This is a genomic window from Streptomyces sp. TLI_171 (assembly GCF_003610255.1).
Lineage (GTDB): Bacteria > Actinomycetota > Actinomycetes > Streptomycetales > Streptomycetaceae > Kitasatospora.
This window is the reverse complement of sequence record NZ_RAPS01000001.1, coordinates 3,096,076-3,109,303: the sequence shown is the minus strand read 5'-3', so window position 1 is coordinate 3,109,303 and position 13,228 is coordinate 3,096,076. Positions and strand designations below refer to the sequence as shown.

General features: G+C 74.5%; 9 protein-coding genes and 1 pseudogene. 8 read left to right on the top strand and 2 right to left on the bottom strand.

Annotated features, from left to right (window positions below; genetic code table 11):
• The first annotated feature begins 26 nt into the window (after window positions 1–26).
• The 8 genes and pseudogenes from BX266_RS14020 to BX266_RS41175 all read left to right on the top strand — a co-directional run bounded on the left by BX266_RS14020 (window position 27) and on the right by BX266_RS41175 (window position 11,415).
• Window positions 27–1,112 carry a protein kinase domain-containing protein gene (locus tag BX266_RS14020; protein WP_099899860.1) on the top strand — a complete coding sequence of 362 codons (1,086 nt, stop codon included), beginning with the start codon at window positions 27–29 and terminating at the stop codon, window positions 1,110–1,112.
• Between the two features lie 157 nt (window positions 1,113–1,269).
• Window positions 1,270–2,880, top strand: a complete 1,611-nt coding sequence (locus BX266_RS14015) for a serine/threonine-protein kinase (RefSeq protein WP_099899859.1) — start codon at window positions 1,270–1,272, stop codon at window positions 2,878–2,880.
• Between the two features lie 75 nt (window positions 2,881–2,955).
• Window positions 2,956–4,563 (top strand): succinic semialdehyde dehydrogenase, encoded by a 1,608-nt coding sequence (locus BX266_RS14010; RefSeq protein WP_099899857.1) that lies wholly within the window; start codon window positions 2,956–2,958, stop codon window positions 4,561–4,563.
• 43 nt (window positions 4,564–4,606) lie between these two features.
• Entirely contained in the window at window positions 4,607–6,367 is a 1,761-nt protein-coding gene (locus BX266_RS14005) for a GMC oxidoreductase (protein ID WP_099899855.1), read from the top strand.
• Window positions 6,368–6,431: 64 nt separating this feature from the next.
• Window positions 6,432–7,931: a hypothetical protein gene (locus tag BX266_RS14000; RefSeq protein WP_099899853.1), complete on the top strand. Its 1,500-nt coding sequence runs from the start codon at window positions 6,432–6,434 to the stop codon at window positions 7,929–7,931.
• A gap of 756 nt (window positions 7,932–8,687) precedes the next feature.
• A complete protein-coding gene (gene guaA, locus BX266_RS13995; RefSeq protein WP_099899851.1) occupies window positions 8,688–10,274 on the top strand; it encodes a glutamine-hydrolyzing GMP synthase in 1,587 nt (528 codons plus the stop codon).
• A gap of 139 nt (window positions 10,275–10,413) precedes the next feature.
• Window positions 10,414–10,929: pseudogene (locus BX266_RS41180) on the top strand (DoxX family membrane protein); the annotation flags it as partial.
• Between the two features lie 18 nt (window positions 10,930–10,947).
• Window positions 10,948–11,415 (top strand): ubiquinol-cytochrome c reductase iron-sulfur subunit, encoded by a 468-nt coding sequence (locus tag BX266_RS41175; RefSeq protein WP_399171288.1) that lies wholly within the window; start codon window positions 10,948–10,950, stop codon window positions 11,413–11,415.
• On the opposite strand, the gene BX266_RS13985 is transcribed toward BX266_RS41175, so the two are convergent.
• On the bottom strand, window positions 11,412–11,639 hold the full coding sequence (locus BX266_RS13985; RefSeq protein ID WP_099899847.1) for a hypothetical protein: 228 nt from the start codon (window positions 11,637–11,639) through the stop codon (window positions 11,412–11,414). The two genes, BX266_RS41175 and BX266_RS13985, sit on opposite strands and share 4 nt — an antisense overlap.
• Complete coding sequence (locus BX266_RS13980) at window positions 11,636–13,165, bottom strand: PspC domain-containing protein (protein WP_180290487.1); 1,530 nt, start codon at window positions 13,163–13,165, stop codon at window positions 11,636–11,638. Before BX266_RS13980 ends, BX266_RS13985 begins: the two co-directional genes overlap by 4 nt.
• Window positions 13,166–13,228 lie beyond the last annotated feature (63 nt).

The window sequence follows — 13,228 nt, the reverse complement described above, 5'->3', positions numbered from 1 at the left end:
GCGGGACTACGGCGTGAGGAACAGGCATGCGAACGGCCCCGGGACAGGTGGTGGCCGGGCGGTACCGGGTGACGGACCGTTCGGAGGGTGAGGTCGGTGTTCCCGCGGTGGAGGTGCACGACGGGGCCCGGGTGCGGCTGTTCGGCCTGGAGCTGCCGGAACTGCTGGTGCCGGGCCATCCGCCGGGCGCGCCCACCCCGTCGTACGGGCCCCGGCTGACCTCGCGGGTCGCGCAGGTCGCCGCCGCCGCGCCCAAGCACCCGCGGCTGCTGCGCGGCCTGGCGGCCGGCCCGGACGGGGACGTGCTGTGGGTGGCGGAGGAGGCGGTGCCGGGCGTCCCGCTGGAGCAACTCGCCGGCAACGGGCCGGTGTCGCCGTACCGGGTCGCCGAGATCGGCGCGGACCTGGCCGGCGCGCTGCGGGTGCTGCACGAGGCCGGTCTGACGCACGGAAACCTGACGGTGCGTACGGTGCTGGTCTGCGAGGACGGCGCGGCGATGCTGGGCGGCCTGCTGCTCGGCGCGGCCGAGGAGGAGCTGTGCGCGGCGCTCGGCGGCGAGGTGCCGCGCCGGGTGTACGAGACCCGGGCGCTGATGCTCGGCCCGCTCGCCGAACGCTGGGCCATCGACCCGGGCGCGCCCGCCGACACCTGGGCCCTCGGGGTGCTGCTGTACCGGCTGCTGACCGGCCACGGCCCGTACCCCGAGAACGACCTGCCGACCCTGCTGGCCGCCGTCCGGGACGGCCGGCACCACCCCGCCGAGGGCTGCGGACCGCTGCGCTCGCTGGTGGAGCGGCTGCTGCGGCCGGACGCCGCGCACCGGCCCACCGCCGTCGAGGTGCAGAAGGAGCTGCGCGAACTGCTGGTGTTCGCGCCCGAGCCGTACCCCGACGGCCCGCCCGACCCGCTGCTGCCGGTGCTGCGCCCGGCCGCCGGTCCGCTGGTGCCCCGGCCGCGCGGCGGGCGGCGGCGCGAGGAGCGGTCGACGGACCGTCAGGGCCCGGCCCGGCCACCGCGGATCGCCCCCCGGCTGCTCGGCCCGCTTGTGGTCGCGGGAGTGCTGGTGCTGCTGGTCGCGGCGCTCGCCGGGATCGTCCTGGTCGCAGGCTGAGAGCGGCCGGTCACCGTACGGTGCACTGCCCGGGCCGCGATTCCCGCACGGCCCGGCGCAGCCTAGGCTTACCTCCTGATCGTCGGTCCGAGCAGGCACACGGGGTGCCACGGACGCCGTTTGACCGGCGATGGGGGGAACCGAAGGGGGGACGGTCATGGGCGGACAGGACCAGTCGACCAGCCGTCTGCTGGCCGGGCGGTACGCGCTCGGCGAGCGCCTGGGCCGCGGCGGGATGGGGACCGTCTGGCGGGCCAGGGACGAGATGCTGGACCGGGAGGTCGCCGTCAAGGAGTTGACGGTCAGCCACCTCTCGGAGGAGGACCTGGAGATGCTCCAGTCCCGGATGAAGCGCGAGGCCAGGGCCGCGGCCCGGATCAAGCACCCGGGGGTCATCACCATCCACGACGTGCTGGAGCAGGACGGCCGGCCGTGGATCGTGATGGAACTCGTCGACGGCCGTCCGCTGTCCGACGTGATCAGCCAGGACGGCACCCTGACGCCCCGTGAGGCCGCCGAGGTCGGCCTCCAGCTGGTCGCCGCCCTGCACCGCGGCCACCAGCTGGGCGTGCTGCACCGCGACGTCAAGCCCGCCAACGTGCTGCTGGAGCACGGCACCGGACGGGTCGTGCTGCTCGACTTCGGCATCGCCAAGTTCGAGGGCGCGATGGACATCACCCGCCCCGGCGACCTGGTCGGCTCGCCCGACTACCTGGCCCCGGAACGCGCCCAGGGCCAGCGGCCCGGGCCGGCCTCCGACCTGTGGGCGCTCGGCGCGACCCTCTACCACGCGGTCGAGGGCGAGTCGCCGTTCCGCCGCGACAACCCGCTCAGCACGCTGACCGCGGTCGTCGACGAGCCGCTGCCCGAGCTGCGCCGCGCCGCCGGGCTCGGCCCGGTGCTGGCCGCGCTGATGGCCAAGGACCCCGCCGAGCGGCCCACCGCCGACGAGGCCGTCCGGCTGCTGCGCGAGGTCGCCGACGGACACACCGTCAGCATCCGCGTCCCGGCGCAGGCCGGCGAGCACCGGCTGCCCACCCAGCTGGTGCCGGTGGTCGACCGGACCGGCGAGGAGCCGGCCGCCCCGGCGCGGCCCGAACCGGAGACGGTGCCCGCCGCGGCACCCGTGCCGGTGCCCGTGGCCGCAACGGGGCGGGGCCGGCGGCGCAGACGCGCCGTGCTGTGGGCCCTGGTCGCGGTGCTGGTGCTCGGCGGGGCCGGCGGCGGCGCCTACTACTACGTCAACCGGCCGGCGCGGCACCCCGACCCGGCCGTGGTCGACCCGGGACCGGGCCCGACCGAGCCGGTGCCGAGCGGCGCGCCCGCCCCGGCCGGCTGGGCCTGGCGGGACGACCCGGCGGGCTTCCGCGTCCTGATCCCCACCGAGGGCAACTGGGCGCGCTCCGAGAGGAGCGGCCAGGTCTACTACACGCCGGACAACATGGAGCACTTCCTGCAGTTCGCGGTGACGGCCGGTCAGCCGCTGCTGCCGCAGGAACACCTGCTGGAGATGGAGGACAAGCTCAGCAAGAGCCTGTCCAACTACCGGGAGATCAGCCTGACGCCGGCCCGGATCCACGACCGCGAAGGCGCGGTGTGGGAGTTCTCCTTCACCAAGGACGGGGTGCCGCGCCGGGCCAAGGAGGCCGAGTTCCGCAACACCGACGGCACCTCCTACATGGTGTACATCTCCGGGCCCGAGAAGGACTGGACCCAGAGCCTGCAGCGGTTCACCACGGTGCTCAACAACTTCACCCTGCCGAAGTAGCACCGGCCGGAGCGGCCCGTGCCAATGTGTTACCGGCGGGTACACAAGACGGGATTCAGGGCCTAGGCTGCCCGCATGACGGAGACCACGAGCCAGGGCCGACGCAACCCCGCGGCGAACGGGGCGGCCCGCAGCGTCGCCTCGGCAGTGCCGGCGGCGCTGATCGCGCGGCTGGTGAAGGGCGTCACCGCGTCCGGCGACGAGACCGCGGAGACCCTCGCCCCGCTGACCGGCGAGACGCTGGCGGTCCTGCCGATGTCCGCCACCGAGGACGTCGAGCGCGCCTTCGCCGAGGCCCGGCGGGCCCAGCCGGCCTGGGCCGCACTGTCGGTGCGGCACCGGGCGGGCGTGCTGCTGCGCTTCCACGACCTGCTGCTGAAGCGCCAGGACGAGGTGCTCGACCTGATCCAGGCGGAGACCGGCAAGGCCCGGCTGCACGCCTTCGAGGAGGTCATGGCCGTCGCCTCGGCCGCCCGCCACTACGGGCGCACCGCATCCTCGTACCTGAAGGACCGCCGCCGCGGCGGCGCCGTCCCCGGTCTGACCAGCGCCGTGGAGGCCCGCCGGCCCAAGGGCGTGGTCGGGCAGATCTCCCCGTGGAACTACCCGCTGGAACTGTCCGTCGGCGACGCGCTGCCGGCCCTGGTCGCCGGCAACGCCGTGGTCAACAAGCCCGACACCCAGACCGCGCTCACCGCGCTGTGGGCCCGCGAACTGTTCGTCGAGGCCGGGCTGCCGCCGCAGGCCTGGCAGATCGTGCTCGGCGACGGGCCCGTGGTCGGCCCGCAGGTCGTCGAACGCGCCGACTACGTGGCCTTCACCGGCTCCACCCGCACCGGCCGCGACGTCGCCCGCCGGGCCGCCGAACGCCTGGTCGGCGCCTCGCTGGAACTCGGCGGCAAGAACGCCATGCTGGTGCTCGCCGACGCCGACCTGGACAAGGCCGCGGCCGGCGCGGTGCGGGCCTGCTTCTCCTCCGCCGGCCAGCTCTGCATCTCCATCGAGCGGCTGTACGTGCACCGCTCGGTCGCCGACGAGTTCCTGGCCAGGTTCGCCGCCAGGACCTCCGCGCTGCGCCTCGGCGGCGGCCTCGCCTACGGCGCCGACATGGGCTCGCTGGTCTCCGCCCGCCAGCTGGAGACCGTCACCCGGCACGTCGAGGAGGCCGTGAAGGCCGGCGCCACCGTGGTCGCCGGCGGGCAGGCCCGCCCCGACCTCGGCCCGCTGTTCTTCGAACCCACCGTCCTGGACGGCGTCACCCCCGAGATGGCGGTGTGCGCCGAGGAGACCTTCGGCCCCGTGGTGTCCGTCTACCGCTTCGACACCGACGACGAAGCCGTCGAGGCCGCCAACGCCACCCCGTACGGCCTCAACTCCAGCGTCTGGACCAAGGACACCCGCCGCGGCCGCCGGGTCGCCGCCCGGCTGCGCACCGGCACCGTCAACGTCAACGAGGCCTACGCCGCCGCCTACGGGTCGGTGGCCTCGCCGATGGGCGGCATGGGCGACTCCGGCCTCGGCCGGCGGCACGGCGCCGAGGGCATCCTGCGCTACACCGAGGCGCAGACCATCGCCGTGCAGCGACTGCTGCCGATCGGCCCCTCGATGGGCATGGACGACCGGAAGTTCGCCGAGTTCTTCACCACCGGTCTGAAGGTCATGAAGGCCTTCCGGCTGAAGTAGCCGAGGTCGTCCGAACTGTCGCGCTATCGCTAGGAGTTGGGCTGTGTCGTTCGACTACGACGTCGTGGTGGTCGGTTCGGGCTTCGGCGGTTCCGTCGCGGCCCTGCGGCTGACCGAGAAGGGGTACCGGGTCGCCGTCCTGGAGGCCGGGCGCAGGTTCGGCCGCGACGAGCTGCCCACCACGTCCTGGGACACCCGCGACTACCTGTGGGCGCCCGCCCTCGGGCTGTACGGCATCCAGCGCATCCACCTGCTGCGCAACGTGCTGATCCTGGCCGGGGCGGGCGTCGGCGGCGGCTCGCTGAACTACGCCAACACGCTGTACGTGCCGCCCAAGGCGTTCTTCGAGGACCGCCAGTGGCAGCACATCACGGACTGGCAGTCCGAACTCGCCCCGTTCTACGACCAGGCGCAGCGGATGCTCGGCGTCCGCCTCAACCCGACGATGACGCCCTCCGACGTGCACCTGAAGGCCGCCGCCGAGGCGATGGGCTACGGCGACACCTTCCACATGGCCCCCGTCGGCGTGTTCTTCGGCGACGGCCAGGACGGCGCCGGCGAGGCCAAGGCCGCCCCCGGCGGCGAGGTCGACGACCCGTACTTCGGCGGCGCCGGGCCCCGGCGCAAGGCCTGCACCGAGTGCGGCGAGTGCATGACCGGCTGCCGGCACGGCGCCAAGAACATGCTCACCGAGAACTACCTCTACCTCGCGGAGCGGGCCGGCGCCGAGATCCTGCCGCTCACCACCGTCAAGCGGCTGCGCCCGCACGGCGAGGGCTACGCGATCGACACGCTGCCCACCGACGCCCGCACCCGGCGCGCCAAGAAGGCCGGGGCGCGCACCCTCACCGCCGAACGGGTGGTCGTCGCGGCCGGCACCTACGGCACCCAGACGCTGCTGCACCGGATGCGCGAGGGCGGACAGCTGCCCGGCATCTCCGCCCGGCTCGGCCACCTGACCCGCACCAACTCCGAGGCGCTGGTCGGCGCCCAGACCTCCACCCGGCGCTACGGCGAACGCCCCGACTTCACCCGCGGCGTCGCCATCACCTCCTCCGTGCACCCCGACGCCAACACCCACATCGAGCCGGTCCGCTACGGCCGCGGCTCCAACGCGATGGGCGCGCTCTCCATCCAGCAGGTCACCGGCGCCGGCCGCGGGCCGCGCTGGCTGCGCTACCTCGGCGCGGTCGCCCGGCACCCGTGGATCTTCGCCCAGTCGATGAACCAGCACCGCTGGTCGGAGAAGACCATCATCGGCCTGGTGATGCAGTCGCTGGACAACTCGCTGACCGTCTCGCTGAAGAACGGGAAGCTGACCTCCCGTCAGGGCCACGGCGCGCCCAACCCGAGCTGGATCCCCGCCGCGGAGGAAGGCGCCCGGGCGATCGCCGACTCCATCAACGGCTTCCCCGGCTCCACCGCCGGCGAGATCTTCGACATCCCGCTGACCGCGCACTTCCTCGGCGGCTGCCCGATCGGCGACAGCCCCGAGACCGGTGTCGTCGACCCCTACCACCGGCTGTACGGCCACCCCGGGATCAGCGTCGTCGACGGCTCCGCGGTCTCCGCCAACCTGGGCGTCAACCCGTCCCTGACGATCACCGCGCAGGCCGAGCGCGCCATGTCGATGTGGCCCAACCGGGGCGAGGCCGACACCCGCCCCGAACCCGGCGCCGCCTACCGGCCGGTCGCCCCGGTCGCACCGCGCCGCCCCGCCGTCCCGGAGCAGGCGTTCGGGGCGCTGCGGCTGCCGCTGCTGGCCGTTCCGGAGGTGCCGCGCCGGGCCGCGGAAGCCGATTGACATTCCCGGACGGCCGATGGGATAAACGGGCCCTCGATCACGAACGATCCCCGGGGGACCGACCATGCCCATCTGCCCGTCCTGCGGGGCCGCCTGCGCGGGCGACGCCTGCGCCAGCTGCGGTCGGCCGCTCGCGGCCCCCGCGATCGGCGAGGTGGTGGAGGACTCCACCACCGGTGCCGCGCCCGGCAGTTCGCCCTGGGGCGCGGGCCGGGTGCACCACGCCCGGGAGCTGCCGACGGTGTCCCGCGGCTGGCTCACCGCCGGCCGGGTGCTGCTCGCGCCGACGCTCTGGGTGGTGCTGGCCGCGGTGGTCGGCGCGGCCACCCAGGACAGCGACGCCTCGCCGCTGTTCCAGACCGACTGGTCGACCGAGGGCTTCCAGACCTGGCTGGCGCTCGTCCTCACCGGGTTCGGCGCACCGGTGCGGTTCGTCCTGTCCTCCGGCGCCGCCGGGCTCGACCAGCAGGTCGTCACCAGCGAGGCGCACCTGGTGATGTACCTGGTGACGCTGGGCTGGCTGGCGCTGCTCTGGTGCGGCCTGCACCTCGCCGCCCGGGCGCGCCGCCGGGCGGGCGCCGCCGAACCGACGCTGCGCGCCGCCGGTGCGCAGGCCCTGCGCACCGGCGCGCTGTCCGGCGCGGCCGCCCTGCTGCTGGGGCTGCTCGGTCACCACGACGTGGACCTCGGCGCCGAGGGGAAGTCGCCGATCCACTTCGAGATCGGCACCTCGCTGCTGCCGCTCGCCGTGTCCGCCGTGCTGGCCGCGGCCGCTCTGGCCGGGGCCGTGGACGGCGCGGCCGCCCTGCGGGCGGAGGCCGCCGGGCGGCGCTGGGCGGGTGGTCTGCTGCTCGCCTGGCAGCACGCGTTCCGGGTGGTCGGCGCCCTGCTGGCGCTGCTCACCGTGGTCGCGCTGGTGGTGCAGCTGGTCTCCGAGGAGGCGTTCCCGGACGGCGACCCGATGGGGCTGGTGACCAACAGCGGCCTGCTGGTGTACGGCATCGGCAGCGGTGCGACCTCGGTCGGCGGCAAGGCGCTCCACCGGTCCTCGATGTCGCTGTTCGACCTGGGCGACCACAGCGCCGCCTGGTGGCTGGCGGTCGTCCCGGTGCTGGCCGCGGCGCTGGCGCTCGGCTGGTCCGCGCACCGCGGCCGGCTCACCCAGCTCGACCGGGCCCGGCTGGCCGGCCTGTACGCGGTGCTCACCGGCGCGCTGGTGCTCGGCACCTCGATGTGGGTCGACGCCCACACCACCGTCAAGGGCGGCGTCGACCGGAGCACCGACCAGCTCGGCTGGTCGCTGCCGTCGGTGCTGATCGCCTCCGCCGCCTGGGCGGTGTTCGGCGCCCTGGTGGTGCCCGCCGTGCTCGACGCGGTGCGCCGCACGCCGGTGCCGCTGGCGCCGCCGCGCCCCGACGCCGGGCTGCGCGCCGAGCTGCCGGAGCAGGCCGCCGGCGAGCCGCACGGGCTGATCGAGCTGGTGGTCGACGAGCCGGCACCGGTCGCCGTCAAGGCCGAGGGCGGGGACCCGCACGCCGCGTACCGGCGGCCCGGCCAGGACTGAGTGGGAACAGGCAGAAAGGGCAAAGGGCCCCGCGGGGGAACGGGGCCCTTTGTCATTCAGCACCCGGCGTCAGGGCCGCGCCGGTGCTGGGTGACGGCGCCGGGGGAGGAGCGCCGTCGGGGGAGAGTGGTCAGTGGCACGCCCCAACGGCCGGATGGGCCTCACGGAGCGTGAGAAGGAAACCGTTCGCGCCAACGGTCCGCCTCGCGGCAGGGAGCGTACGGTGAGCCCCCCGCCTTCCAGCATCGTCCTGGACGAGGGCCGTGCCGTGCAACCGATTCGACGCAAATTCGGCGGAGGACGGAACAGGACGCGGCGTGCGGGGGCGCCGGATCCGACCGCCCGGAGGCGGTCACTGTCCGTGATAGTGGCTTGCTGGGCGTACCGGGGCGTACGCCGGAGCGGGCGGCTGACTGAGGTGTGGCGGCCGGCACCGGTACCGGCCGCCACACCCCGGGTCCGCCCGGTCGCGGACGGGGTCGCTGTCCCCTGCTGACCCGACCGCAGCACCGGGGCGCGGTCCCACGGCGGGCCCGTGCCCGCCACGCGCACCCGATGGACCGGAGATTGATCCACGCGTGGTCCGCCGCACGGGGTGCCGCCCGCACCTGGAGGGCGCCGGCGGTTCGTGCGGTCTCCCGGTGCAACGATTCGCCGGGCCGGGCGGTCACGGGCGGCGGCGCGGGCAGTCGGGTGAAAGCGTCCCGGTAGACTCGGGGGCGACACCCCCTTGTACCGCCCGCCGGAAGGCCGTCTGTGTCCGCTGATTCCCCCGTCCAGTCCGTACCTGAGAACGACACCGTCCTGGTGGTCGACTTCGGTGCCCAGTACGCCCAGCTCATCGCCCGTCGGGTGCGTGAGGCGCGGGTCTACAGCGAGATCGTGCCGAGCACCATGCCGGTCGCCGAGATGCTCGCCAAGAACCCCAAGGCGATCATCCTCTCCGGCGGCCCGTCGTCGGTGTACGAGGAGGGCGCACCGCAGCTCGACCGTGCGATCTTCGAGGCCGGGGTGCCGGTCTTCGGCATGTGCTACGGCTTCCAGCTGATGGCGACCGCCCTCGGCGGCACCGTCGACAACAGCGGCGCCCGCGAGTACGGCCGCACCGCGCTGACCGTCTCGCGCCCCGGCTCCACCCTGTTCGAGGGCACCCCGGCGCAGCAGTCGGTGTGGATGTCGCACGGCGACGCCTGCTCGGCCGCGCCGGAGGGCTTCACCGTCACCGCCTCCACCGACGTGGTGCCGGTCGCCGCGTTCGAGAACGACGACCTCAAGCTGTACGGCGTGCAGTACCACCCCGAGGTGATGCACTCCGAGCACGGCCAGCAGGTGCTGGAGCACTTCCTGTACCGAGGCGCCGGCATCGCCCCGAACTGGACCACCACCAACGTGGTCGAGGAGCAGGTCGCGCTGATCCGCGAGCAGGTCGGCGACAAGCGCGCGATCTGCGGCCTGTCCGGCGGCGTCGACTCCGCGGTGGCCGCGGCCCTGGTGCAGCGCGCCATCGGCGACCGGCTGACCTGCGTGTACGTCGACCACGGTCTGATGCGCAAGGGCGAGACCGAGCAGGTCGAGAAGGACTTCGTGGCGGCCACCGGCGTCAAGCTGGTCGTGGTCGACGCCGAGGAGCGCTTCCTGACCGCGCTGGCGGGCGTCTCCGACCCCGAGCAGAAGCGCAAGATCATCGGCCGGGAGTTCATCCGGGTCTTCGAGCAGGCCCAGGCCGACATCATCGCGGACGAGGGCCCGGCCGTGGAGTTCCTGGTCCAGGGCACCCTGTACCCGGACGTGGTGGAGTCCGGCGGCGGCACCGGCACCGCCAACATCAAGTCCCACCACAACGTCGGCGGCCTCCCCGAGGACCTCGAGTTCCAGCTCGTCGAGCCGCTGCGCAAGCTGTTCAAGGACGAGGTCCGGATGGTCGGCCAGGAGCTCGGCCTGCCCGCCGAGATCGTCCAGCGCCAGCCGTTCCCCGGCCCCGGCCTCGGCATCCGGATCGTCGGCGAGGTCACCAAGGAGCGCCTGGACCTGCTCCGTGACGCCGACGCCATCGCCCGCGAGGAACTCACCCTGGCCGGCCTGGACACCGAGATCTGGCAGTGCCCGGTGGTCCTGCTGGCGGACGTCCGCTCGGTCGGCGTGCAGGGCGACGGCCGCACCTACGGCCACCCGATCGTGCTGCGCCCGGTGTCCTCCGAGGACGCCATGACCGCCGACTGGTCGCGCCTGCCCTACGAGGTGCTGGCGAAGATCTCCACCCGGATCACCAACGAGGTCAAGGACGTGAACCGGGTCGTCCTGGACGTCACCTCCAAGCCGCCGGGCACCATCGAGTGGGAGTGATCCCACCGGCAACCGTGTGACCGCGCCGCCGCTCCCTGGACACGGGAGTGGCGGCGCGGTCATGTGCGAACGGCATTGGGCACAATCGGACCCGATACTGTCGGCGGTCGACAGGCGGTGAGGGAGAGGGGCTTCCACGATGGCGGCGGGGACCGGAGCGACATCGACGGCTGGACGGATCACACAGTGGAAGGCGGCGGCCACGCGCTCCGCCCTGCTGCCGCTGCGGCTGTTCCTGGGGGTGACCTTCGTCTACGCGGCCTTCGACAAGCTCTCCGACTCGCACTACCTGGCCGGCGCCGGCGACGCCGCCTCCTTCTACGCGCAGACCCGGGCCGCCAAGGGCACCAGCCCGATCGGCTGGGCGCTCGCCCCGGCGCTGGACGCCCCCACCTTCTTCGGCCTGCTGATCGCCTTCGGCGAGCTCGCCGTCGGCCTCGGCACCCTGTTCGGACTGTGGGGCCGGGTCGCCGCACTCGGCGGCGCCCTGCTCAGCGCCACCCTCTGGCTGACCGTCAGCTTCCACACCACCCCGTACTACCTCGGCAACGACCTGGCCTACCTGATGGCCTGGACGCCGCTGCTGCTGGCCGGCACCCCGTACCTGTCGGTGGACGGCTACCTCGCCGCCCGGGCCGCCCGCGACCGGGCCCGCGGCCTCGCCGAGGACGCGGTGCGCCGCCGCGCGCTGCTGGACGGCGGCATCGCCGCGGTCGCGCTGGGCGGCGCCGGGCTGCTGTCCGGCTCGCTGACCGCCGGCCTCGGCCGCGACGAGAACACCCCCGCGGCCGCGGCGGGCACGCCGGGCGCCACCAGCCCCGTCCCGCAGGCCGGTCCGAGCGTCGCCGCCGCGCAGGTGCCGGTCGGCGGCTCCGCCACCGTCAAGGACCCGGCCAGCGGCGACGCCGTGTACATCGTCCAGCCCGCCGCCGGGCAGTACGCCGGGCTGTCCTCGGTGTGCACGCACTCCGGGTGCGCCGTCAACCCGCCCAAGGACGGCCAGCTGTACTGCCCGTGCCACGGCTCCAAGTTCGACGCCGCAACCGGCGCGGTGATCACCGGGCCGGCCGTGAAGCCGCTGCCCAAGTACACCGTCACCAAGAACGGCGACCAACTGGAACTCGGCCCGCAGCAGAGCTAGTCCAGCGTCCGATCGTCGTCGCGGGCGCCGCCCCGGCCGCGCCTGGAGGCCGCCACCAGGGCGCCGCCGAGGCCGCCCGCGCCGAGCACGATGAACGTCAGCGGCAGCACGAACCGGCTGTTCACCTCGCGGTCGTCCAGCGAGGCCACCAGGTACAGCACCGCCAGCCCGGTGAACAGCCCGCCCGCGATCAGCGCGTACAGGTCGAACGGATGCTTCCTCATCGCCGCACCACCTTGATGTCACCGGCGCCCACCGACACCGTCAGTTCCAGGGCGCCCTTGGAGGGCTGTCCCTCGGGCACCTCGATCACCACGTCCTCGCCGGTGAGCGGGCCGTTCAGGTGCTGCCCGTCCGGCAGGCTCACCTCGCCCGCGCCGTTGCGGAGCTTCAGCCGCAGCTCCACCCCGGAGGGCACCGTCACGGTGGCGTCGCCCGCGCCGACCCGCAGCTCGGTGGCGACCGTGCCGCCCTTCGGGTCGAGCGCCGACAGGTCGAGCCCGGCGTCGCCGAGCAGCACCGTGTAGTCGGAGTGCAGGTCGTCGTCCGCGGCCGTCCAGGTGCGGTCGCCGGTCGAGTCCGCGACCGTCGCCGAGGTGCCGGAGGCCACCGCCAGCGCCGCCGTCAGCAGCAGCGCCAGGAAGGTCAGGCCGCGGGTGCGGCCCCACCAGGTGCTCAGCAGCATCGCCAGGCCCAGCGGCAGCAGCGCCACCGCCAGCACCGTCGACCAGCGGTGCTGCCCGCCGTCGGCCGCCGCCACCGCCCAGGACGCGCCGATCGCCACCAGCACCGCGGACGCGCCGAGCGCCGAACTGCCGCGCTCCGCCTTCCGCCTGGCCTTCCACTCGTGGTGGCGGCGCATGCTCTCGCGGTGCCGCTCCATCGAGTCCAGGTGCGCCTGCCGGTGCCGCTCCGCCCGTTCCCGCCGGGTCTCCACCGGCGGCTCCTTGCGCAGCGGGTCGCCCTCCGGCAGGTCGGTGCGCTGCCACCACGGCTGGGCGGGCGCCCCCGGCGGCGGGCCGCCGTACGGGTTGCGCTCCGGGTGCCGCGGGTCCCACAGGTAGCCGGACGGGCCGGCCGGCGGGGTGTCCGACGGGTCCTGCGACGCCGTCCCGGCCGCCTGCTCGCCGTGCCAGGCGGCGATCCGCTCGTGCAGGTCCGCGCTGCGGGCCTGCCACTCGCCGCGCAGGTCCCGGCTCATCGCCTCGCCCCAGGACTTCCAGTCCGCGAACGAGCCGGACGCGTCCAGCCGGTCGTACGGTCCGCCCTCCGCGGACTTCGGCGGGGCCCCGTCGTCCTGCCCGCCGATCCGGCGGCGGCGCTCCGGATCGTAGCGCAGCGCCAGGAACACCAGCGCGGCGAGCAGCAGCAGCGGGAACAGCTGGTCGCCGTCGCCCATCGAGGCGAAGAACACCCCGGTGCCGATCACCGTCAGCAGCACCGCGCCGACCGACTGGCCGTCGACCCGGCCGGTCAGCACCCGCTGCAGCTCGGTGCGGCCGCCCTCGCCGTCCGCGGCCTCCCGCGGCACCACCAGCCAGGCCAGCCCGTACAGGAACAACCCGAGCCCGCCGGTCAGGCCGAGCACCGCCAGCACCACCCGGAACACCACCGGGTCGATGTCCAGGTAGCGGCCGAGGCCGCCGCACACGCCCGCCACCACCCGGTGCCGGGAGGAGCGGGTCAGCGCGGGCCGCTGCGGTTCGGCGGGGGTCTCCGGTTCGTCCGCCGGGATCTGGTCGTCCGTCATGGCCACCATCCTTCCGGGCCGGACGCCCGGTAAGAACCGTCCGGGGCCCGGGAGCGACCCTGA